General features: G+C 38.2%; 16 protein-coding genes. 12 read left to right on the forward strand and 4 right to left on the reverse strand.

The features are described 5' to 3' along the window. Positions 1-17: 17 nt before the first annotated feature. From CS063_RS12200 to CS063_RS12215, 4 genes are read left to right on the forward strand one after another with little or no spacing between them, the layout of a single operon-like run. Positions 18-1,001: an ABC transporter permease gene (locus tag CS063_RS12200; protein ID WP_099450048.1), complete on the forward strand. Its 984-nt coding sequence runs from the start codon at positions 18-20 to the stop codon at positions 999-1,001. 53 nt (positions 1,002-1,054) lie between these two features. After that, positions 1,055-1,936 carry a class II fructose-bisphosphate aldolase gene (locus CS063_RS12205; RefSeq protein ID WP_099449985.1) on the forward strand — a complete coding sequence of 294 codons (882 nt, stop codon included), beginning with the start codon at positions 1,055-1,057 and terminating at the stop codon, positions 1,934-1,936. Between the two features lie 23 nt (positions 1,937-1,959). Then, the gene (locus CS063_RS12210) at positions 1,960-2,967 is read left to right on the forward strand and encodes a carbohydrate kinase family protein (RefSeq protein ID WP_099449986.1); all 1,008 of its coding nucleotides are present in this window, start codon (positions 1,960-1,962) and stop codon (positions 2,965-2,967) included. A 43-nt stretch (positions 2,968-3,010) separates the two neighbouring features. After that, positions 3,011-3,691, forward strand: coding sequence for a D-lyxose/D-mannose family sugar isomerase (locus CS063_RS12215; RefSeq protein ID WP_099449987.1), 681 nt, complete (start codon positions 3,011-3,013; stop codon positions 3,689-3,691). 203 nt (positions 3,692-3,894) lie between these two features. On the opposite strand, the gene CS063_RS12220 is transcribed toward CS063_RS12215, so the two are convergent. Continuing rightward, entirely contained in the window at positions 3,895-4,530 is a 636-nt protein-coding gene (locus tag CS063_RS12220; RefSeq protein ID WP_099449988.1) for a hypothetical protein, read from the reverse strand. Continuing rightward, entirely contained in the window at positions 4,527-6,383 is a 1,857-nt protein-coding gene (locus CS063_RS12225; RefSeq protein WP_099449989.1) for a hypothetical protein, read from the reverse strand. Before CS063_RS12225 ends, CS063_RS12220 begins: the two co-directional genes overlap by 4 nt. A gap of 194 nt (positions 6,384-6,577) precedes the next feature. Here CS063_RS12225 and mgrA point away from each other — a divergent pair, with 194 nt between their 5' ends. The 5 genes from mgrA to CS063_RS12250 all read left to right on the forward strand — a co-directional run bounded on the left by mgrA (position 6,578) and on the right by CS063_RS12250 (position 13,883). Further along, positions 6,578-7,564: an L-glyceraldehyde 3-phosphate reductase gene (gene mgrA, locus CS063_RS12230; RefSeq protein ID WP_099449990.1), complete on the forward strand. Its 987-nt coding sequence runs from the start codon at positions 6,578-6,580 to the stop codon at positions 7,562-7,564. Between the two features lie 33 nt (positions 7,565-7,597). Next, positions 7,598-7,867 (forward strand): DUF1294 domain-containing protein, encoded by a 270-nt coding sequence (locus CS063_RS12235; RefSeq protein WP_099449991.1) that lies wholly within the window; start codon positions 7,598-7,600, stop codon positions 7,865-7,867. Positions 7,868-7,932: 65 nt separating this feature from the next. Then, the gene (locus CS063_RS12240; RefSeq protein WP_099449992.1) at positions 7,933-8,961 is read left to right on the forward strand and encodes a threonine aldolase family protein; all 1,029 of its coding nucleotides are present in this window, start codon (positions 7,933-7,935) and stop codon (positions 8,959-8,961) included. Between the two features lie 289 nt (positions 8,962-9,250). Further along, a complete protein-coding gene (locus tag CS063_RS12245; protein WP_099449993.1) occupies positions 9,251-12,808 on the forward strand; it encodes an S-layer homology domain-containing protein in 3,558 nt (1,185 codons plus the stop codon). 187 nt (positions 12,809-12,995) lie between these two features. Next, entirely contained in the window at positions 12,996-13,883 is an 888-nt protein-coding gene (locus CS063_RS12250; RefSeq protein ID WP_099449994.1) for a YitT family protein, read from the forward strand. 62 nt (positions 13,884-13,945) lie between these two features. Here the strand turns inward: CS063_RS12250 and CS063_RS12255 are convergent, their stop codons facing one another. Next, positions 13,946-14,395: a spore coat protein gene (locus CS063_RS12255; protein ID WP_099449995.1), complete on the reverse strand. Its 450-nt coding sequence runs from the start codon at positions 14,393-14,395 to the stop codon at positions 13,946-13,948. 150 nt (positions 14,396-14,545) lie between these two features. Between CS063_RS12255 and CS063_RS12260 the strand changes: the two genes are divergently transcribed. The 3 genes from CS063_RS12260 (at position 14,546) to CS063_RS12270 (ending at position 18,451) form a co-directional block, all read left to right on the forward strand. Beyond that, entirely contained in the window at positions 14,546-15,103 is a 558-nt protein-coding gene (locus tag CS063_RS12260) for an RNA polymerase sigma factor (protein WP_099449996.1), read from the forward strand. Then, positions 15,100-16,590: a DUF4179 domain-containing protein gene (locus CS063_RS12265; protein WP_099449997.1), complete on the forward strand. Its 1,491-nt coding sequence runs from the start codon at positions 15,100-15,102 to the stop codon at positions 16,588-16,590. Before CS063_RS12260 ends, CS063_RS12265 begins: the two co-directional genes overlap by 4 nt. 82 nt (positions 16,591-16,672) lie before the next feature. Next, positions 16,673-18,451, forward strand: coding sequence for a M3 family oligoendopeptidase (locus CS063_RS12270; protein WP_099449998.1), 1,779 nt, complete (start codon positions 16,673-16,675; stop codon positions 18,449-18,451). Positions 18,452-18,596: 145 nt separating this feature from the next. Here the strand turns inward: CS063_RS12270 and CS063_RS12275 are convergent, their stop codons facing one another. Beyond that, the gene (locus CS063_RS12275; protein ID WP_180270781.1) at positions 18,597-24,983 is read right to left on the reverse strand and encodes a fibronectin type III domain-containing protein; all 6,387 of its coding nucleotides are present in this window, start codon (positions 24,981-24,983) and stop codon (positions 18,597-18,599) included. Between the last annotated feature and the right edge of the window lie 151 nt (positions 24,984-25,134).

A 25,134-nucleotide genomic window follows, 5' to 3' on the forward strand; every position in this document is an offset into this window, starting at 1 on the left:
TGAAACAGCAATTAACAATGAGAAGCAATAAGGCTTTAACAAAATTTAATAAAACAGTAAAAATCTATTTAAAAGATAATTTTGGAATTCTTATAGCCTTTTTTATACTATGTGCATTCTTAGCAATTAATCCAGCAACAAGTAACTCATTTCTATCTACTAAAAATATATTTAATATATTGCGCCAGATTTCAACGAATCTTTATTTAGCTTGTGGTATGACAATGGTTATCATTTTGGGTGGAATTGATTTGTCAGTAGGTTCTATCATTGCACTTTCAGGGTGTATTTCAGCAGGATGTGTAGCTAGGTATAACTTACCACTAGCTGTTGCCATTCTTATAGGTATAAGTATTGGCCTTATTGTTGGGATGTTAAATGGTGCCATTATTTGTAAAACGACGATCCCAGCATTTATCGTAACATTAGCAACAATGAATATAATGAAAGGTTTAGCTTATGTTTATACAGGGGGTTCACCTGTGCGTGTTGTATCCAAGGAATGGCAATTCCTTGGGGCGGGTTATATAGGCCCTTTCCCAACTCCAGTTATTATCTTAATGATTGTGCTTATTACAACAGCTATTATTATGAATAAAACAAAGTTTGGGCGTCATATCTATGCAGTAGGTGGTAATCAGCAGGCAGCACAATTTTCTGGAATTAATGTGGCAAAAGTGAAATTCTGGGTACATGCCTTTTCAGGCTTAATGGCTGGTCTTGCAGGTGTTGTATTAGCATCTCGTATGTATTCAGGTCAACCAACAGCAGGTGATGGTGCAGAGATGGATGCAATTGCAGCTGTTGTAGTAGGTGGAACAAGTATGGCTGGTGGTTATGGAAAGATTGGTGGAACAATTATTGGGGCCTTAATTATAGGTGTACTCAATAATGGATTAAACCTTATGAATATTAATTCTTTCTGGCAATACGTTGTAAAAGGTTCCGTTATTCTACTGGCTGTTTATATCGATTACTTTAGAACAAAGAAGGATAAATAAAGAATTTCAGTGATAAGTATAAAAAGTATAGGGAAAATAAGGAGGGATAAAAGGTGCTAGTAACACTTAAAGAAGTAATGAAGGATGCTCTTGAGAAGGGATATGCGGTTGGTGCTTTTAATGTATGTAACCTAGAGTCTGCTATGGCAATTGTTCAAGCAGCGGAAGAAATGGATAAAGCAGTTATTTTAAACTTTGCAGAAGTACACAGCCCTTTCCTTTCTATGGAAATTGCAGCAAATATTATGCTATATTTTGCAAAAAAAGCGAAGGTTCCTGTTTGTGTTCATTTAGATCATGGTACCTCCATAGAAAGTTGTATTAAAGCAATCCAGCTTGGCTTTACATCTGTTATGATTGATGCTTCTTCTGATGATTATGAAAAAAATGTTACGACAACAGCAGAAGTTGTAAAACTTGCTCACAGTGTAGGTGTGACAGTAGAAGCGGAATTAGGACATATTTTTTCTTCTGATATTGGAGTAGGAGAATCTGCAGAGAAGATAGAAACTGTCAACGGATGTGAAGATCTTGAAGGCATATATACTAACCCAATTTTAGCAAAAGATTTTGTAGAAAGAACAGGAGTAGATGCACTAGCCATTGCCTTTGGAACGTCTCATGGTATCTATACAACAAAGCCTGTATTAGATTTAAATAGAATTACTAAAATTAGAAAGCAAATTGATATTCCATTTGTAATGCATGGTGGTTCTGGATTAAGTAAAGAAGAATTCCAAACTGCTATTAAGAATGGAGTTCGTAAGATTAATTACTATACGTATATGACATTAGCTGGTGGAAAGGCTGTAAAGGAAAGTCTAGACAAGATAAAATCAGGAGATAATATTTTCTTTCATGACATTCCACTCATTGGTATAAAAGCAATGAAAGAAAATGTGAAAGAGGCTATAAGGATGTTCAGTATGATGTAGCGGGAGGAAAAAGGGGGTAAGGTATGAGTAAAAGAGGGATTACTGTTGCTGGTAGCTTAATTGTAGATAATTACTTTTTGATAGATACTTATCCAGAACAGGGTAAGTTAACAAATATTAGAGGTACAAATATGGATATAGGGGGTTCAGGTAACCTCATTGTTGATTTAGCAAAACTAGACCCAGTTATCCCTATTAAAGTAAGCGCAATCATTGGTAAGGATAACTATGGTGCATTTATTAAGAAGATATTAAGTAAATACCCCAACATAATACAAGACAATATTACGGAGCAAGGAAATAGCTGTGTCACAATGGTGATGGATGCCCAAGATAATCATCAAAGGACCTTCTTTTATTTACCTGAAGGCAGTGATAGATATGATGAAAGCTATATTAATTGGGAGATGATAGATGCCACTATTTTTCACCTGGAATATTTACTATTAATGAAGAAAGTAGATGCCAGTGATCCAGAGTATGGCACCCATGGTGCAAGAATTCTTCATAATGCAAAGATGAGAAATATGAAAACATCTATTGATATAGTATCAGAGGTGAGTCAGCGTGGTAGGGATAGTGTGAGGGCAGCATTAAAGTATACAGATTATTGTACTATTAATGAGATAGAAGCAGAAATGATTACAGGACTAACTTTGCTAGAGAACGAAAAATTGATAGAAGATAATATGTATAAAGCCCTTTATAAGCTAAAAAAATTAGGAGTTTCTACTTGGGCAATTATTCATTCGCCTACGTGTAGCTATGGCTTGGATTGTACCACTGGTAAAATTTCAAGAGTTAAAAGTTTAAAACTACCGAAAGACTATATTAAAGGTTCAACGGGTGCAGGAGATGCATTTTGTAGCGGGGTACTTTATACAGCATATCATGATGGAGACATTGAAGATGCAATGAAACTAGGGTGTGCATGTGCAGCATGCTCCTTATCAGAAGTAAGTGGCACAGCAGGAATGCGGTCTTATGAAGAAGTGCGAGCTGTCTATAAAAAATATTGTGAGCAAGAATAATAGCTTCATTAATAGAAAGTTTATAGTGGAAGGATGGGGTTAAATGAAACGTTCTGAGATAAATAAAGCATTAAAAGAAATGGAAAGTATGCTAAAAATGCAACAGATTTACCTTCCTGCATTTTGCCATTTCACTCCTGAGGAATGGAAAGAAAAAGGGAATGAATATAATGAGATTAGGGACAATATGCTTGGTTGGGATATTACAGATTTTGGTTTAGGGAAATTTGACGAGGTAGGATTTTCTTTAATCACCCTTAGAAATGGTAATGTAAAGGATAATAAATATAAGAAGCCCTATGCGGAAAAATTACTTTATATGCGAGAAGGGCAAACAGCACCTATGCACTTTCATTGGAATAAGATGGAGGATATCATCAATAAAGGAGGAGGGAATGTTTATATTCGGGTATATAATGCCGATGAAGAAGGTGATTTGTCAGATAAGCCAGTTAGCATTAGTTGTGATGGCAAAGAACAAACAGTACCAGCTGGGACACAGGTGTTGTTACGACCAGGAGAATCTATTTGCATTCCACCCTATATGTATCATGATTTTGCACTACAAGAAGGGACAGGACCTGTACTCTTAGGAGAGGTTTCAATGTGTAATGATGATCAGACAGATAATAGATTTTATGAGAAAATAGGTCGTTTTCCTCAGATAGAAGAAGATGAAAGGCCTTATCGCTTATTATGTAATGAGTATCCGTTAGCAAAATAAAAGATAGAAGTAGAATACATAAAATACGCCGTATGAGGAAATAAAGTAAACCCTCATACGGCGTATTTTGTCTGGTTCCAGGTGTTTTTGTCCAACAGGTAAAATAGCCTAAGCAGTGCTCTAGTAGAGTGCTTGCTGAGGGTTTCCTACAGTTTGACACTATTCCACAAGTAGAATAGTGTCAATGCCAAATAAATAAAATATTAAAGTTTATTTTTCTTTCGGTTAAGTGCCTGATAAAATTGCAATTGAGCTTTTGTGAGCTCTTGCTCATTTTTTGTAGAGCGAAGCGCATGAATATAAAAGACAAGTTGACGAATAATAAGAGGTAAAGTTGCCATCATCATAAGGCAACCCATATTTTTAATACTTAAAAGGAGTAAAGGGGATAAAAACCAGTGACCTAATAAAGTTACATAAGCTTCTAGGCCGATAGTAAAAACAAAGGCAAGCCAGCAAATAACTTCTAGAAAGGTTTCAAACTGCATTTCCTTAAGGTAAGAGCAAGGAGAGGCGTCTTCAAGTTGTGAGGAAATAGCCTTTGAGGAAGTGTTTTTTTTCTTTTTAAGAGGGGTAGGAGACATAAGATGTAGCAAAAGAGAGCCAACTACAATGCCTCCTATAGCCCAGAGTGTATTGCTATTTGTATAGTATTCAAAGGAAAAATAATCAGGATAAGAGGCAGATAATATCCCATTAATGGTCACACTCATAAAGAGCAAGGTACACCAATAAAGGATTTTGCTGGTCATAATTCCTAGATGTTGTTTGAAGCAGTGATAAAGGATATAAACGGTAAGCCCAATGCATAGGGTAAAAAGTTCTAATAATAAAATCATGATTTGTCCTCCTTAAGTACATAACCTTTTTCAAGGATGGGGTGAGGTAGATAGGTTTGTTTTGGCTCTTTAAGTTCAGCAATTTGCTCATTCATCCAAATGATAAGTTTAGTTTTAATGAGGACATAACGTTCTTTGGTAGAAGTGGGAATGACCTCCTCTAATTCTTCAGCAGAAACAATGCTAGCTAAGTTAAATTGACAAAGTATAGCTAAAAAAGAATGATGCTCCTCTAGCTGGCTTAAGTTGCACCACATGGAGTAGCCACTATTTAAGCTAGGAGCAAAGAGTTTAAATGGACTTATAAAGCTTTCTAAGTAGTGGAGAACTTGAATATTCTCACTAAGAGAAGACTCTTTAGGAGAGGTAGCTTTAATAGTAGAAAGGAGGAGTCCTTCCATCGCTTCTTTAGAATGACCAATAATGTCTTTGTTACGTTTTGCAAATAAAGGTGTTTTTGCTTTGGCATTCATAAGGGCAAAGACTAGGGTTAGTCCATCAACTAAGATAGCAAAGCTTAGGGCGAACCAAGACATAACCTTACTACTTCCATTTTCTAAAAGGTTTTTAATGGGCAAAACATAGAGATTATGCATGGCATAGGTACTATCTGTGAGGTCGATAGGTTTCTCTAATCTATTAAGTCCATTAAGAAGATAAGCAGCATTTTTCAGCTCACTTTGTAGAGCAGTATAAAGTGGCATAGCATCCTCTTCTGTTAAAAGCGGAGGAGAAGTGGTAGAAGAGCCATGAGCTATTTCGTAAACTTGTTTTTTAACAGTATCTAGTGGCTGCATAAGCTGTGTATCTTTGGACATAAGTGTGGTAAATTCCATAAGATCTTCTTTAAAGGTAGGATATTTATCTTGAAGCTCAAGTAGTTCAAGTCCTGTATAAAGTTGTGTGAGCAGAGTAGAGAAATGACTACCTTCTTCTTGCTTTAAAATAAAGTTTAAGGTATGTTCTTGAATAGCTTGAAGCTCCTCAGAAGGGGTAAGCTCAGAAGTAGGTGAAGAAGTAAGACTGTACATACTGTGAATGAGTTTTTCGATTTGCTCCTTTTTAGTAGTTGTAGCAATACTTTGAGCAGTAAATTCCTCTTTGGTTTTGCCACCTAAAACGACTCTTACTTCATTTTCATAAAGTTCATTTTTAAGGGCAGCATCTTGCTTAGTTGTGTCACTTACCATAGTACCAAGTGCAGCATTATATTTTGCCATGGCATCATAATAAGCATCTAAATCATCTCCAAAACTAGCTTTATTAGGTTTTTGAAGGGCATTGGTTTGTGCATTTATTTTACCACCATTTACCTCTATGGCATTTATCTTTTTGTTTAAAGTGGCATTTTCCTCAGTTTGCAGGGTAAGGGCAGCATAAGAATGATCTAAGGAACTAACAAAATCAAAGACATAGCCTTTCATCGTATTTTGAGATTCTTCTCGAAGCGCCTCATATTTCTCAGAAAGATTGCTATAAATTTGGCTATAGCGCTCCTCAAGATAGCTAATAGGTGAGTTAATGTGACTGTAGATACCTATATAAGAAAAGTAGGTTGAGCAAAGTGTAGCAAGGAGTAAAACAAGAATAAGACCGGCTTTGAAATACCGTTTGATAGTATGGCTTGTACAAAATACGGTAAGCTGAATCGCTAAGGAAAAAAGGAGGGGTGCACTTAAGAAAAAAGGAAGCTTCACTCCGCCAAAGTAGACTTTACTTCCTTCAAAGGTAGTGGCTAAAGAAATCACTTGTAAGAAAATAGTTACAAGGACGATTAGCCAATCTAGAGTTGTTTCATTAAATAATGTATCAGCACTTATTAATTTACTGCGGGTATGTTTTTTAAAAAGCATATATTATTCACCTTACTCTCTTTAATTAATCTTTAGCTTTTATTATAAAAAGAAATTCTTACAACTTATGGGATAGAAATCTTAAGATTTCTTCATAAATTCCTTAAATTATTTTAAGAACTAGTAGCGGATGCTTGTTCGAGGCTTACCTAAATGATAAGATAAAGGAAGAAAAACAAGGAGGAGAGTAGGTAATGTATAGAGCAGATGATAAAAGATATGAAACCATGCAGTATAAAAGATGTGGCAGAAGTGGAATCAAGCTACCTGTTATTTCTTTGGGTTTATGGCATAATTTTGGGGGCGTAGATGTCTTTGAAAATAGTCGTCAAATGGTAAGAAGAGCCTTTGATTTAGGCATCACTCATTTTGATTTAGCGAATAATTATGGTCCTCCAGCAGGAACAGCAGAAGAGAATTTTGGTAAGTTATTAAAAGAAGATTTAAAACCCTATAGGGATGAGTTGATTATTTCTACTAAGGCAGGATACACCATGTGGCCAGGACCCTATGGTGATTGGGGATCTAAAAAATATTTGGTTTCTAGCCTTGATAAAAGTTTAAAAAGGATGGGATTAGATTACGTAGATATTTTTTATCACCATCGCCCTGACCCTGATACACCTTTAGAAGAGACAATGAAGGCGTTAGACCTTATTGTAAGACAGGGGAAAGCTCTTTATGTAGGGATTTCAAACTACAAAAAAGAGGAAGCAAAAGAAGCTATTGCTATCTTAAAGGACTTAGGAACACCTTGCCTTATTCATCAGCCGAAGTACTCCATGTTTGAAAGATGGGTAGAAGACGGTCTTTTAGATACCCTAGGAGATGAAGGCGTAGGTTGTATTGCTTTTTCACCTCTAGCAGGAGGTAAACTAACGGGTAGATACTTAGAGGGGATTCCTAAAGATTCAAGAGCTGCTAGCCAAAGTCCTTTTTTAAGTAGCAAGGATATTACACCAGAGCTTATTAGTAAGCTTCAAAAGCTTAATGCTATTGCGACACGTAGAGGGCAAACCCTCGCTCAGATGGCTCTTGCTTGGGTACTGCGTAAGCAGCAGATGACATCTGTACTTATTGGAGCGAGCAAGGTGAGTCAAATTGAGGACTGTGTAGGTGTGCTTGAGAATATGAAGTTTACGACAGAAGAATTACAAGCTATCGAAGTTATTTTAAATTAAAAAGGAGTTTATTTCTAAAGAAGATGAGGGAAAATGGATAAGTATATAGTAGTTTATTTAAGCATCATAAATGTATTAGGTCTATGGAGCATGTTCAGTGATAAAAAACGTGCACAAAAACAAAGATATCGTTGGTCAGAGAAGTCTTTATTTCTGATTGCACTTTTAGGTGGTAGCTTAGGAAGTTTAGTAGGTATGCACTATTTTAGGCATAAAACAAAGCATTGGTATTTTATGTGGGGTATTCCTATTATCCTGTGTGCTCAAGTAGTACTAGGCTTTTGGCTTGCTATAAACGTTTGATTTTCTCGAACTAAAAGTTGTGCTATACTAGACCATATTAATCAAAAGCATATGGAGGAAGCAAGATGTATAGTTTCAAAAATGACTATAGCGAAGGAGCACATCCTAATTTATTAGAGGGTTTAATGAAATATAACCTTGAGCAGGTAGAAGGATATGGGTTAGATAGCTGGAGTGAAAAAGCACGAGAAGCTATTAAAGGAAAGCTTGAAAATGAAGAAGTAGATATTCACTTTTTAGTGGGTGGTACTCAGACCAATTTACTAGCTATTTCAGCTTTTTTAAGGCCTCATGAAGCAGTTATTGCTACAACATCGGGACATATTTTTGTGCATGAAACAGGGGCTATAGAAGCGACAGGACATAAAGTAATAACGGTAAAAGGGAAAAAGGGTAAACTATCTACAGAAGATATAGAAGAAGTACTGATCTACCATACAGATGAGCATATGGTCAAACCTAAGTTTGTTTATATATCTCAATCAACAGAAATAGGAACTATTTATACAAAGGCAGAATTAGAAGCTTTAAGTGAATATTGTAAGAAGCAAAATTTACTTTTCTATATGGATGGTGCGCGTTTGGGGTCAGCTCTCACTGCAGAAGGGAATGATGTGAGCCTAAAGGATTTAGCTAGGCTTTTGGATGCTTTTTATATAGGAGGAACTAAAAATGGAGCTTTAATGGGAGAAGCACTTGTTATTTGTAATCCTAGCTTAAAGGAAGACTTTAGGTATCATATAAAGCAAAAAGGAGCATTGCTTGCAAAGGGAAGTGTGCTAGGCATCCAATTTTTAGAGCTTTTTAAGGAAGATTTATTTTTTGAACTAGCAGACCATGCAAATCGTATGGCAGCACTTTTAAGACAGGCTATCAAGGAAGAAGGCTATAGCTTCTTTACAGATTCACCAACCAATCAAATATTTCCTATTTTCCCTAATCTGTTAATTGAAAAGCTACAAGCAACCTATGATTTTTATAAATGGGAGAAATGGGATGAAGGACACTCTGCTGTAAGGTTGGTAACTTCTTGGGCAACCCCAGAAGAGAAGGTAAGGGATTTTATCAAGGATTTAAAAGAGTGGAAAAAATAAAAACAAGTTTTTAGGAATACAAGTAATCTCTTAAGTGAACTTTCTATCACTTAAGAGATTTTTTAGTTTTAAATAGAAATTTTTAGAGGGGTTCTTAAAGAAAAGCTTTAAAGAGTTCACTAAGTTTAAAGGACAGGAAAGAACTTAAATAAACATTTTTTGAAGGAAAAAGTCGAAAAGTTTAATTGTAAATATATTGAATTTTTAAAAAATAGTTTTATAATTAAGAAAGAAAATAAAATAGAATACAATTTTTTACATTTTAGCAGGATTATAGGGGGGAAAGCATGTGAAATTAGGAACAGGAAGGAAAAAAATCTTAGTAGTATTATTAGCTATAACTACGGCAGCAAGTATGCAAATGACAACCTTTGCATCAGATTATGAGCAGCATTGGGCAGGGCAAGCTATAAAGGAATGGGTAGACTATGGTATTGTTAAAGGATATGAAGATGGACAGTTTAAACCCAACAATAAAGTAACTAGGGCAGAGCTTGCAACCTTTTTAGTGCAGGTATTTGGCGTTTCAGGAAAAAAGAGTCCAGTAGGTTACCTAGATGTAGCAGAAGGAGCATGGTATAAAGAATATGTAGACCAAGTAACGGCAATGGGGTGGATGCAGGGGAAAGAGGGTAATTTTGAGCCCAATCAGCCAGCTACAAGGCAGGAGATGATGGTTGCTTTAGCAAGGGCTTATAGTTTAAAAGGTACAACCGAGGTAAACTTTAAAGATGCCAATCAAATAGCACCTGAAGCGCTAAGTGATATAACAGCACTCATTGCAAATGGTTACATAAAGGGGAATCCAGATGGTTCCTTAAGACCAAATGATAACTTAACAAGAGGTGAATTCGTTTCCATACTAGATAGATTAACAGATAACTTTATCTATAAAGCAGGTACTTATACAGGAGATAGAAAAGGGAATGTAGTCATTAATACACCTGGTGTGACATTAGAAAATATGACTATTGAGGGAAATCTCTATTTAGCACCAGGTATAGGTAAAGGAGAAGCTACCCTTCATCAAGTGACTGTCAAAGGTCAGACCTTTGTAGAGGGTGGAGGAGTAAATACCGTTTTATTTAATGACTGTAACTTTGAACAACCCGTTCAAGTACAAAGTATTGATCCTGTACGTATTGTGTCTCAAGGAAAGGCATGCTCTCTTGTAACCATATCAGGTGCACATTTGATTTTAACAGGCAATTTTACTAACCTAGAATTTTTAGGAGATATAGGAGTAGAGTTTAGGGATGCTAAGGCAAAACAAGTTATTATACAACCTACAAATGCTCAGTTAGCTCAAATAGCTGATATCAAGTCTACTGGTACAAGTGATATAAATCTTACTGCTAAGGCGGGTATAACCCTCCATTTACAAGGGGACTTTAGACGTTTAGAGCTTCTAGCAGGTGCTAGAACAATACTTAAGGAAGTAGATTTAGAGCAACTTATAATTATGTCATTAAGAGATAACCCTCAAGCAGTTACTTTTATTGAGGCAGATAAGGCAAGTCAGATTGGACAAATAGAAGCAAATGCCGCAGCAACAATACAAGGTGAAGCCAAGATAAAAGTATTAACAATTAATGCAGAAGGCGTAAATTCTCACATTGCAGCTGCTACAAACACAGTAAAAGAGGGAATTAAGGCCATTATTAGTGGTAAAGAAGTCACAAAGGATACTGCTAAAACGGTCAATACGGCTCCTTCAAGCTCTGGTGGTGGTGGCGGCGGTGGTGGCACATCACCTACTACTCCAGAAGAAAAGACTTATAAGTTAAGCTATGATTTAAATGGTGAAAAAGGAACAGTTCCAACAGTCGTTATTCGGAAAAAAGGTGAAATAATTAGAGTAGCAGAGAGTATTGAAGTTCCAGCTGGCAAAGGGCTTAAAGAATGGAATACTCAAAGAGATGGAAAGGGGACCTCTTATTTACCCGGTTCAACACTGACAATGGGAACAGCTGATATTATTCTCTATGCTATTTGGGAAAATGTAGAGCCTATTACTTTTGATTTATATGGAGTAGAGGATTGCTGGACGGATGCCGTATATAATGAGAGTGAACATCGTATAGGCTTCGTGGTAAAAGGTGATGCAACGAAAAGTGTCATTGATTGGACCAAGTTAAAGTACAGTACAATCAGGTATACTGAATGGCCTAAATTTGAAGTATGTGCATCAGGTAAATTAACCTCCAGTTATGTGTTAGAGAGTGATGAAAAACAAGGTTCAGGTACGTATGGCGTTTATGTTGAAACCAATCATAAAAATGGAATTTTCACTTATGTTGAAGTACGACTAACAGAAGATGATGAGGAAATTATTAATCATCTTTGGGATGATAAGGCACAAGAAGAACGGATCACTGTAGAAGCAGGCTGGATAAAGGGACTTGTAAAACGCACAATACCTGAGGATGGCTATGAGGGTAAACGGCTAGAGAGAGAAAATACTTTTACGATAGAAGATTCCTCCTTTGATATAAATACTATCAAGCAAATTTGTCAATACAATAGTTTATTTGACTGGATAAAAGAAGAATTTGATACAGAGGATTCTAATAGGGCTAAAGCCATTACTATCAATAAACGCTTTAATCATGTCATACTATATAAAGATGAAATAGATGAAGAAGAATTTATAAGTATTCCAAAAGAAGGCAAACGATTAGCTATTGAGATATCACATCAAGGACCATTTAGTGTTACTATACCTCCGATAGATGAATGGGAGGACATCATTAAAATTGATAAGATAGAAGTTACGAATCCTAATCTTATTAAAGTATTCCTTACTGGAGAAAAAGAAGGCTTAACTAAAGATGATTTCGAATTAGGTGTTTATGCACCAGGTGCAGAAAATCCACGATTACAACCAAGCGATTTATGGGAAATTAAGAAAGATAAGGAAAATGGTTCTATATATTGGATAAGTCTTGAGCCAGACTTAACCCTTCAAAATGGGAGAGTAATATTAAGTACTAAAGGAATCGCGATAGACCCTAGTGCAGAAGAAATAGATATACCTCAGGAAGGAGACGCTGTAGTCTCTGACTGGGAAGCGCTTAAGGCTGCACTGGATAATACAGAGATAAGGAATATTATTGTAACAGCAGATATAGAAATAAGTGAAAATACAGTATTTGTAGAGGGAAAGAACATTTCTATTCAGCCTAATGCTTGTCTAAGTGTCAAAGAAGAAGTTACGTTGGGGATAGAAAGTTTTATTAATAATGAAGGCACTTTTATTAATAAGGGACATTTAGACGTACCACCAACAGGAGCCATAGCTATTATAGGAAATAATGCTAAAGTGCAAGGTCTTGGGATAATAGGTGAGGTGGATACAGATAATGAGCCTATTATCATTGAAGAAGGAATCTATAGGTGCAAAGGGGATGCTTGGGGGTTAGAAGTAGATTTAGAAGATGGAGCTACATGGGAAGATGTTAATTTTACACTAGCTAATAGCTCTGTACGAGTAGCTAATCTCTTTGTAGATGTTGAAATACCTACAGGGAAGAGTGTTATCATTCCAACAGGTAAGGAGCTTGTTATAAGTGAAGAGAGTGAGTTAATGATTACTTCAGGTTCAGTTCTTGAATTAGAAGGGATTCTTGTTAATCGTGGAAGTTTAAATAATGAAGGAACTATTGAAGTAACAACAGGAAGTATGCTTGTACTTATGCCAGGTAGCAGTGTAAAGGGGTTAGGAAAAGTAGATGGTGTAGATACTAATGAGGAGGTAACCGTTGACGACTGGGTAGATGGAGGGGAACCTATTCGTGGAGGGGAATATATACTTGATAGTACAGATGTATGGGTGCGCAAAGAGTAGATAAGTAGGTAATGGATAAAATGACAAAGAAATATCTGTAATATACAAATGAAGTATTTTAGGTTATAATAAAGTGACATAACAAAAAAGAAAAAAGCTGTTTTAGTTGCTAAAGCGGCTTTTTCTTTTTGCCTAAAATAAGTAAAATAGTTATAGGGCATACTGAGAAAAAAGGTTGGAGGAAACGATGAAACGATTATTTTTAACACAAAAGGAATTTATATATATACTAGTAGGTACAACATTGCTGGCTCTTGGTATCAACTGGTTTACAGCGCCTATGGGGTTGGTAACGGGAGGAATTTCAGGGGTATCTATTGTGGTGCAAGAGGTGTCTACACAGACAATAGGCTATGGTATTCCACTTTGGATGACGAATCTAATACTAAATATTCCGTTATTTGTCATTAGCATCAAACAACGTGGCTTTGATTTTGCTAGAAAATCCTTATGGGCAGTCATACTGCTTTCTGTAGCATTATGGTATACCGAGTTTATACCTCGTATTTTTGACACTAGAAATGATTTGCTTCTAACAGGTGTATTTGGTGGGGCACTATTAGGCTTAGGGATTGGAACCGTTCTGAAGTCGGGGGCAACCACAGGTGGAACGGATATGTTAGCATCGATCATTAAGTTTAAAAGGCCTACCTTCCCTATTGCTAAGTTAATGTTAGGGATTGATGCCATTATTATTTTAAGTGGTTTCTTTATTTTTGGTTCTACTAAAGCCATGTATGCTATTATTTCTGTCTTTATTACTTCGAAAGTCATTAGTAGTGTTCTAGAGGGGATGAATTATGCTAAGGCAGCATTTATTATTTCAGATAAAAGTGAAGAGCTGGCTAAGATGATTATGGAAAAAATACCAAGAGGTTCTACCGGACTTAAAGCTAAAGGGATGTACTCAAGGGAAGATAAGGAAATGCTCTTTGTCGTTGTTTCTCAAAAAGAAATTACAAGACTCCGTGACCTTATTAGAGAAATAGACCCTCATGCCTTTGTGACTATTGCTGACGTTAGAGAAGTATTAGGGGAAGGTTTTATCCAAGATTATAATTCTTTAGCCTTATAAATAAAAGAACAGCTGATCACTTTAGCAAACATAAGTAATCAGCTGTTCTTTTATTTGACTATTTAATAATACCCTTTTTGCTCCATATAATTATAGATTTGCTCACCATGCTCTTGTTCTTCTTTTTGAATGTGGTTGAGCATTTGACGTGAGTTGGTATTTGTAAATTCAAAAATAGCAGTATTGTAAGTAGAAGAGATGAATTTTTCAGTGGCTAAGGCATCTTGGCACATGTCACAATCTCTTTGGCTAAAACCTGTTTGGCTAGTAGGTGCATTGTTAGAAGCACTTTGTGAATTAGAGTTTTGTCCACTGCTTGGAGAAGGAACCTCTCCCTTTAGCATACTGTTAATCGTGTCTAGGTGTTGCTGTTCGTGCTTTAAGATATTAGAAAAAACTGTTTGGAGTGCAGGGTCTTCTGCCTCACTCGCATATTGTGTGTATTTTTTTACACAGAGCTCTTCATGCTTTTTTTCATCTTCAAGTAAAGATCTTTCTTTTTGTGTTAACATGTAATAAATCACCTCTTTTATTTAGTTAAAGAATATCAATCCTAGTTAGTATATCCTTGAAATAAAAAAACATACATCAAGAGAAGTGGTGAAATAAAAGCTAGATAAGAAGTGTCTATATTAAGGAAGATAGACAAACGGAGGGGAGTTATGACGGATAAGGAATTAATAGAGCAACTAAAAAGAGGAGACCTACCTAGCTATGAAGCTTTAATGGAGCGTTATACCCCTTATGTGCTAGCGGTCATTAAGCGTGTAGGAAAAGAAAGACTTACTTATGAAGATTTAGAAGAAATAGCATCAGAGGTTTTCCTAAAGCTGTGGCAAAAAAGAAAAAAATTAGAAATACAGGCTGGTAAGGAAAAAGCATACATAGGAGTAATGACACGGAATGAAACGCTTAATTATTTAAGGAAATGTAAACGGTTAGAGGAATTACCGTTAGAAGAAGATTGGCTAGAGCTTTCGGAGGAATTAGGGCCTGAGCAGCAGCTTCTTAATAAAGAAAAAAGGTCATTAATAAGAGATGCCTTAGAGCAGCTATCTGAAACTGAGCAAACCCTTTTTGTAAGGCGCTACTTTTACTTTGAAAAAGTAATGGATATTGCCAAAAGTCTTGGGATGAAAGAGCAAACTGTAGCAACTAAACTCTTTAGGGGAAAACAAAAATTGGAAGCTTTACTAAGGGAAAGGGGGATTAAAGGATGAGGCTTAAAGTATCTAATTTAGTAGAAAGCTTACAAGAAGAAATACTTAAAGAAATAGATGAAGTTTATGTAGAGGAAGAGTTAAAGTTAAATATCAAAAGAAAGACACTTGAAAAGATATATGCAAATAATGAATCTTCCTTCAAACAGGAAGCATCTAAAAAAGTTTATAGAAGAACTACTAAAAGATTTTTAGCTTTAGTAGCTGTTTTAATTGGCTCAGTAGGGATTTTAGTTGGGGCAATGAGTGTAAATGACTCAATCTATGAATGGTTTAGTGAAAACATCTCTGTTATTTTACCTCATGCTCAAGAGATTAATGCTTCTGTTAGTCAAAATGGACTTACGGTCACGGTGGATACGGCTGTGGCAGGAAATAGTGGTGGACTTATCCTTATTAGTGTAACAAAGGATGATGGCAGTAGTTTTGAAGGTAATGAAGAGTTTAAGACGTTTAAAGTAATGGTAGATGAAGTTGGTTCGGCAGGAAGCTCTTATGAATGGGACTTTAGTCAAGATAAAAAGAAGATGACTTATATAGTGAACCTTTCGGTGTTAGATACCCTTACTTATAAGCCGGTAACACTTAAAGCAAGTGACCTTGCTATTGTAACACCTAAGGAAAAGGAAGTGCCTATTAACCTAAAGGAGATTCTACAAAAAGAGCCACCTACTCAAGATGTTTTTGATAGGCCAGAAGGAGAGGGAATCAGCTTACAGCACCCCGATTGTGATGCAAGGCTTCAAGCAGTGTACTTTGAAGGCGATAAGCTTTGTATTGAAATGGCCTATACTTCTAAGGAAAAAGGGTTATGGCAGAGAGTTTCTTTAGTAGATACACGTACAGGTAAATTAATAGATACCAGCAGAGGGTCATCTGAGTCTTCTACCGGGGAGAGTAACCTTTCTTTTACAAAGGATATTTATGAAGGCTTAACAGTAGCAGATTTACCTTACTTGAAGTTAATGAATCAGTATAACGACTATGAGTATCTTGCTTTAGGTGAGTGGGAACTTCACTTTAAGTTAAACCCAAATGAAAATGTTAAGAAATCTAAGAGAACTTATAAGATTCCTGTAGAAGAAGGTTATGTTGAAGTAAATCAAGTAGAATTATCTATTGTTGGAGGTAGCATTGAAGGAAAAGCTGTTTATAATGAAACAAAAGAAGGAAAGGATATCTCACTAACAGAAGATTTTACGAGTCAACTTCCTATTATTTTAAGGATGAAGGATGGAACCAAGGTGCAGATGTATCACTATCTTTCTAGCTATGGAGGGGATAACGGTGAATATGGTTCCTATATCAAGCCAGGTAAACCGTGGGAAAGCTATGCAGAAGAAGAAAAGGAAAGACTAAGAGAAGAGGCTCTTGAGAAACGTTATGTAAGGGTGCCAGGGTTTACAAGCATTTTACCCGAACAATTTATTGCTATTGAAAAAGTAGAAAGTCTTCAAATTAAAGATGTAGTCATTCCACTCTATTAAGTAAGTTTTGGTAGATTATCTTCATAAAAAGTAACGTTTGGTTTATACTATGCTTAGAATTTTATGAAAGAGGAGATGGATAATGGAACTGAATTGGAGTCTAAAAGAACTATACACTTCTTTTGAAGAGGAAGCCTTTAAGGCAGATATGAAAAAACTAGATGAGCTCATTGCTCAAAATAAAAAATGGGTAGAGGAGCATACCGTTAATCATGAGAATGAAAAACAAAAGCTAGAAGAATACATCACTCTTACAAAGGAGCTATTAATGGTGCATGAGAAGCTTTCTAACTTTGCTTCTCTTACAGTAAGTATTGAATCACAAAATGAGACGGCTAATAAAATAGATGCTGTTTTAGAAGAAAAGATAAGTCACCTTGCTAGTAGTGATGCTAAAATGAGTAAATGGATAAGTGAAATAAAGGAACTAGAAGGACAAATCGCAGAATCAGATTTACTAAAGGAACATGCTTTTTATCTTCATGAAGCAGTAAAAGCACACAAGCATATGCTAAGTGAAAAGGAAGAAGCTATCCTTGCACGCATGCAAAACACAGGTTCAAGTGCCTGGGTAACCTATAAGAATCTTTTAATAGCTACCCATAAAGTAGAACTTGAACTTAAAGGAGAAAAGAAAGAGCTACCTCTTACAGAAGTTTTAAATCTTGCTTACGAGGATGACAAAGAAACACGTAAAAAGGCATATGAAGCAGAACTTGCTTCCTATAAAAAAATCGAGGAAGGTGTAGCTGCTGCTCTGAATGCCATTAAAGGAGAGGTGCTTACCATTACTCAATTAAGGAAGTATACTTCACCTCTTGAGATGACACTAGAAGAGTCGCGTATGGATAGGGAAACACTTGATGCCATGCTAGAAGCCATCAAAGAAAAACTCCCTAGCTTTAGAAAATATTTAAGGGCTAAGGCTAAGAAGTTAGGCTATGAGGGTGGGCTTCCTTTTTATGAACTTTATGCACCAGTGGTAGATAAAGAAATGAAGTTCCCTTATGAAAAGGGCACTGCTTTTGTGGAGAAGAACTTCTATACCTTTAGTAAAAATTTAGGGGATTTTGCTAAATATGCTATAGAACATCAATGGATTGATGTGATGCCTAAAGCAGGAAAGGTGGGAGGTGCGTTTTGTGCGGCAGTACACAGTATCGGAGAAAGCAGGGTTATGCTAAATTATGGTAATAATCTAAGTGATGTGGTGACCATGGCTCACGAACTAGGACATGGCTTTCACGACCATTGTTTGAAAAATGAAAGTATCCTCAATATTAACCTCCCTATGTCACTTGCAGAAACAGCTTCTAATTTCTGCGAAACGATTATTAAAAAAGCTGCACTAGAAGAGGCTGATAAAGAAGAACGCTTAGCTATACTTGAAACAGAAATCAGTGATTCTACTCAAGTGATTGTAGATATTTACTCACGTTTTCTCTTTGAAAGTGCTGTTTTTGATGAACGTAAGAAAGGACCACTTTCTGTTAAAGAAATAAATGAGTATATGTTAGAAGCGCAAAAAGAAGCTTATGGAGAGGGGTTAGATTCTAATTATCTTCATCCTTATATGTGGACATGGAAACCACACTATTATTATGCAGATGCCAACTTCTACAACTTCCCTTATGCCTTTGGACTGCTTTTTGCAAAGGGGCTCTACAATGAATATCTAAAGGATAAGGAAGGTTTCCCGGAGAGGTATGAGCATCTTTTAGAAGTAACCGGTAAAATGAGTGTAAAGGATGTACTTGGCACTGTAAATATTGATGCCTCAGATAAAAACTTTTGGCTAGGTTCTTTAGAAATTATAGAGCAAGAGATTGAGGAATTTATTCAATTAATTGAAGAAGCTTAAGCTTGTATAAAAATAGATAATCCAACAAAAAGATCCCGTAAATCCACACCATCATAGGGATAATTTAAAAAAGTAAATGGAATATGGAAAAGTAAGGGAGGGAACCAATGTCTGGCTCCCTCCCTTACTTTTTGAGTATTTCTAGCTATTTGCTTTTTTCTATTCCAGTTTCATCGAGTAGTGGTGCTTTTAACGAGAGATTCATCAACATTGAAGTAATAGCGTTTGTATTAGTAATTATTTTATTGCCGGAATAGTACCTCCATTTGTTACCGTCCTTCACCCAGCCGTCTTTCAAAATGCCTGTATTTTCGAAGAAATACTTCATGCCGTCAATGATCTGTGTACCGATGAGAGCTTTGCCATCTTTATAGTAAAGATACTGTCCGGTGTCATTTTTAGCCCAACCCTGTGTGGTGGCAGGATCGATGGTCAACTTGATATACCTATGAAGCATGGAAGCAACCTCTGCACGGGTGGCATTGGATTTTGGATGGAACCTATTTTCATCGTCACCCATCATGATGCCTGCCTGTTGCATGAGTGTAACCGCTGTTTTGTAGGCATTATCGATGCTGGAAGCGTCCACGAAAGTAACTGCATTGCGGTTTACGGACAACTTGTAGCCGGTGGCCTTGGCGTAGTTTTGTAGAATCATCGCAATTTCTTCACGGGTAACTGCTCTATCAGGGGCAAACTGATTAGTAGCCATGCCCTGTATAATATTTTTTTTATAAGCCCATTCAATATAGGGATGGAAGCTGCTATCTTCCTTTATATCTACGAAGTTATTGCCAGTGTAGGCTTTTGTGTCTATACCTGCCAATCTGCCAAGGGCTGTTACCAACATCCCCCGAGTCATAGCCATATTGGGTAAGAATGTGGTTTCGGTGGTTTCCACTAGTAGCCCACGGCCTACGACATAATCAATGCTGTCCTTTGCCCAATGATCCTTAATATCGGTTAAATGAGTACTGGGGGGTATATAGCTTACACCGTATACTGAAAAATGATTGGTGGACAATAGCATGCGCCTACTGTTTGTGTCGTAAGCAGAATCAGCAATGCGATTGATTTTTTTGTCAGCACCTATATATACGCCGTAAAGATAACCGATAAACTCATTTCTATCGGGAGTCGTGGAGATACCGAGGGTGGAAGTGCCGGTTTCCAGCGAGGTAATATTGACATTTTTCCCATCTTTTATAGAACGGAGGGTGATGTCAAAAGTGTTACGCAGATTGGGTACTGTTACGGACTTTATGCTGATAGTGACATCGCTGTTACTTTGCACTTGAATTTGTTTAAGGGCCGTTGAGTCAAAGCTCATGTTGACTGGTAGGCTAGAAAGACTGAAGGATTTTACTCCGGTATTTAGAAGGCGCATCAGGGCAGCACGCTCCAAGGTAATAGAAAAGCTGGTGGCTTTGGTAGCTGAAACTGGAATATCAACACTGACCTCATTTGTGGTGTTATTCTTGACCTTGGCATCCCCTAATGCCTTCTCAATCGCTGCCTTTATTATGCTGTCAGTGATGGTTACTATTGCGTTGTTGTTGATTACCTGTGCGGTAACAATTGCACTATCAGTAGAAGGTTGGTTGGGTTTTACCGAGGGGACGATAATGGGATCTTGTGAGCTACTGTTTTCGCCGCTGGAGTGGCTAACGGCATTAAAGGTAATAGTGAGCCCGGATATCTGTGTATAAAGGACAGAATCATCAGGCACAAAACGGGCTTCAAAGGTATTTAAGCCATATACGGCTGTTGACCATGGATTTACCCATTCGAAGTGTCCGCTGACACTGGCCTCTCCTCCTATGAGTGAAATTTGCGACAATGCCGTTCCAGTATAAACTATGCTGCTAACAGTGGGGGGCATTGTAATATGAGGTGTAGCCCCACCAATGGTAAAGGTTACAAAGCCCATACTTCCTTCATAGTTTCCAATCCCGATAGCGTTGATGGTTGCAGAAGTCCCGACATGAGTATTGTTATGGTAGACGTAGGTAAAATGTGTCCCTTCGGTCAGAACCATAGTTCCATCCATGATGTGAGGCATAGGAGTGATGGTGCTACCTGTGTAGATCTGTTTCTCTACAGGAGCTACCGTAAAGGTAATGATACGAGGATTTACCTTCACCTTGAAGGTGGCGGATTGGGCGTTATAGTCGTTATCAGCCATCTTGGTTACGGCTATTTCTACCTCACCTACGCCAGTAGAATTTAGCAGCGTGCCGTTTATTTCTCCGGGGCCATCAATCACGGTAAAACTGAAAGCACCTGTACCAGAGCCACCACTGACCAAAGCAGACAACTCTAATGTGTCACCATAGTTAATCGTACCATCTAAAGCGTCCAATGCCACTTGATCGGATTTTATAAAACTATAGGCTATTGCTGTGCTGGTCACACCGTTGTAATTACTGTTCCCACTGTACTCTACAGTAAAGCTGCATGTGTTAGACGCGCTTGTTGGGGTAAAAGTTGCAGTATTGGCTGGGAGAGTCACAGTTGTTAGGATATTCGTCTCAGTCTTGAAGGTGAGAGTTCCCGTCGCGTCGCCAGGAACCACTGCTATTAGTTCTACGCTACCAGGGCGGATCTGTGTACTTTTGGGATTAGTTGACAGGGATATGGGAGGCAGTGCTTTTTCTACGTTTACTGTAATATTTCCTGTTATGATTTCATAGTTTCCACTGGGGTGGGTATAAATAGCTTCATAGCTTTGGTTATCACCAGTAACCAATGAAGTGGATGGCATAACCCAATCATATTCTTCAGGTAGGCTAATATTGCCCAATTTCAGTATAGGAGTATAGGTAGCAGAGATAGGGGGTAGTTGCACAAAAATACCGGATGCTTTGGCCACATTTACTATAATATCTCCAGTTGCAGCGTCGTAGTTTTTGCTAGGATCCGTATAAATAGCCTGATATCTCTGCCCATTTCCTGCATGCAGTACAGTGGAAGGATTACTCCACTCATAGTATGCAGGCAAGCTGATATCCCCTAGTTTCAACATCGGTGCATAGGTAACCAAAACCTCAGGTAAAGCAACAAAGGTACCAGCCGCCTTGTGGATGGTAAATGCCTTGGAGCCGGTACTACCTGCGTAATTACCAATGCCCGTAATCTGGACAGTTGCGGATGCCCCTGCGTTAATATTGTTTTCATAACTATAGATAAAATCAATTCCCTTTACCAGAATCTTGCCATGATCTTTTACTTCCGGTTCAGGAGTAAAGGCGCTTCCACTATAGGTCTGGTTAGGAATATCCCCAATAGCAAAGGTAGCGCTACTTTTAGGTTTAATCGAGAAGTGGATTCCATCTCTAAAAGTAAGCCTGTAATTGCTGCCACCGGTGAGTGTCCCTAACAGAATAGCATAGGTTCCGGTATTCTCTCCAACTACGCGGGTCAGAGATCCAGTCAAGAAGTCCCCAGAGGCCAGTGTAGGAGATAAAGTATACTGTAGGGCGGGATCCGTCTGCCCATAAATTTTGCTCTGTCCGGGAACCGGTGTAACAGTGACTGGATTAGGGAGTATACTGTAAGTCACAAGTGGGATACTTGCCGCATTCACGTTTGCATCCCCAGAGATGTCTGCTATCACATTATAATTCCCAACATTCCTGGGAGGAGTCGTTGATTTGGGGTAGATTGTTCCGTCCACACCCACATAATATACCGTTATTGGTAGATTCATTCCTTTCGTATCAGTTACTGCTCCGATGCCGGTATTGGTACCGTCATAAACACGATCCGTTACAGCTTTGAACTGCAAATCACTGAGCCTTGGCGTATATTTCGTGACGGTCAGGGTAAAATTCTGCAGTGCATGGGTTAATGCACCGTTTGAAACCATAATAGTAAAGTTATGGGTCCCCGCAGGGATTCTGTCCCCAAAGAATAGAGAGCCGGTATCCTCAATGCTAACTCCAGTCGGTGCGTTGGGGGAAAGGGTATAGGTAAAAGGGGGTGTCCCGATAACAGACATGCCGAAGACATGAGCACTGCCATAAGTCAAATTGAGGTTTGATGGATTCAAAATCTGAGGAGCCTCCCGAGGAATAGCCATACTAGCAGCTGACTCCCCGTAGGTGTAATCCGTGTTTCGTGCCCGAACTTGAAAGCGATAAGGCTCTCCGTTAGTAAGTCCGCTATAAACGTAGCTGAAAGTCGGCCCGACTGAAAACCATGTATTATTGAGTGGATTATAGATATGATAATCCATTATGGGGGATTTGCCCGTACTTGCAGGTTTACTCCAGGAGAGAGTGACCTTGCCACTGCCAGGGACTACAGTAAAATTTTGTGGAGGAGATGGACTTCCTGAAGAAATAAAAAGACTCTCAGAAGAACCAAAGCTATTTACAGCACATACAACGATTTGATAGCTACTTGTATCCGATATTCCTGAAAACTCATGTAAGAAGGCATCCTCTACACAAACACTCAAGACGCTGGAATTCGTATACAATGTTAATTCATAATATTCTACTCCTCCAGTTCCCAGATCAAGTGGCTGTGTCCAGGTGATAGTCAACTTATTTACTGATGGGGTTACAGCGACCGTTAGGGGCGCTGAAGGCTTCTTGCCTGGTGGTTTTCGAATCGCTGACTCGGAGCCTATTCCATTACTATTGACAGCACGTACCCGAAAAGTATAAATAGTGCCGTTTGTCAGACCAGTAAAAGTATAAGTCAATAGGCTCTTATCAACGGGTATCCATGCCTCATTATCTTTTTTTACCTCATAACGAAGGAGGCTGCTTTCTCCAACGCTCATGGGTACATTCCAGCTTATGGTTACCTGTTTGTCACCATGCGCAGCCGTAAGGTTACGCGGTGCGGTTGGCAGGATGGGGGATAAATGGAGTGGTAATTCCCCCTGTTGCAATCCTTCTGGGAATCCTAAGAGAATAGGGAGGTGATAAGGCAAAACCTCCCACGCTGGGAGAGAAAAACCCTGTGCTTCGAAAAATCCCATTGCCTTAATCTCGGTAGCAGTTTTTTCTTCTCCATCGTTTCCTCCATCACCGGTTTTGGTCATACCAGAAAAGGAGATGACGTCCGTGATATCTATATACCAATCGTCAACAGCTCCAGCAAGCTGGCCTACTTTTGGACCGCCGTATGCACTGGTGTTACCACTTACTTGACTATTCAGTGCAGCACAGTTTCTTATCTCAGACGGGGTGTTGTAGTTACCAGAAATGAAGCCTACTATACCACCAACATTTATGTAGCCGCTGACCGTACCCGTAGCGAAGCAACTTTTAATGGAAGAACCATTATGTGCCGAACCAACAATACCACCATATGAACTACTGTAGTTTGGAGCACTCACGCTTCCTGTTGAATAGCAATTTATTACATTACCGCTAAGAGACCCTACAATTCCTCCTGCATTAGCTGGGGAAGAACCTGAGAGTGTGACGTTGCAGGTTGTGAAGCTACCTGCAATCGTATTGCCTGAGTTGTAATCGCTACCTAGTTTACCAACCAGGCCACCTACCCGGTAATTACCCCGAACCGTGCCGCCAATAACTGCACAATGAGTAATATTACCCAAGCTCTGACCAGCTAGTGCACCTACATGCTCATACCCCGTCACGTTTACAGTTGTTAGGAGGAGGTCGGATATCGAACCTGTTACGTTCCCAAACAAGCCGACATAGTTGGTGGATGGGGAATTAATGGTAAAGCTACTGATGGTATGAAAATTACCTATAAAAGAGCCTGCAAAAGGTGTGTACTGCCCTCCAATAGGTGTCCAGTTTGTGGTATACTTCGAAAGACTGATATCAGTTGTAAGTTTAATTGTTTTTCCTGAAAAATCAAATTCACTACCACGTGTACCGTTTACGATATCTGCAAGTCCTTTAAGCTGTGCGGCGCTGCCAATTTCAAATTCGGTCGCAGTTGGATTAGCATCATACCAGGAATAGTCCGCATCTGTGCTAGTTAAGGCTAGCTGCATAACCAGTTCCACTGTTACATGAATTTGTGGTAGTTCGACTTCATCTGCTAAAGCATAGCCCTCCGGCAAGTTAGGAGTAAAGCTATAGGTACCTGCTGTTTCCTTGTCGTATACCGGTTCGGAAATCCATGTGACAGGAATAGTGGTCTTTGTATCAGAGAGAGGTGTGACGGTATCTTCCTTGTTGCCGTTGGTTTCCATTTCACCTATTTCGTCAATGTCTATGGCGGAACCAGTCACCATGTCGGTACTACTCTTCTCAAAATACGTTTCCTCGTCATCCAGTACGGGTTTTTTCTCCAAGGCTACAAGACTTACTGTTGCATTTAAAGTATTTGGTAGGTCTAAATCTGTTTCAAGTGTGCCAAGAGATACGCTTTGCATTGTAGTAGACTTAGGTAGTGGTTCAAAAGAAAGAATCTCACCGGTTATGCCAATGGGGAGTGCAACTGTTTCGGCTGTAGCAGAAACAGACGTCATGCCCACGGTCATAATGACAGACATCATCATGACCGTTAGTCTTTGATTTGTTTTGAATTTGCTCATATCATTCCTCCCTTTTACATCCTGGAAGTCCCTGCTAAATTTAAAAATTATACAGCACATATTATCAAGAAAATTTAAAATAATTAAACCGCATCCCCTTGAACGCTTGAGTTTCAGGTTAACAAGTGCTATATTAAAATTAATATAACCG

The sequence above is a fragment of the Sporanaerobium hydrogeniformans genome, assembly GCF_002735925.1.
GTDB classification, from domain to species: domain Bacteria; phylum Bacillota; class Clostridia; order Lachnospirales; family Cellulosilyticaceae; genus Sporanaerobium; species Sporanaerobium hydrogeniformans.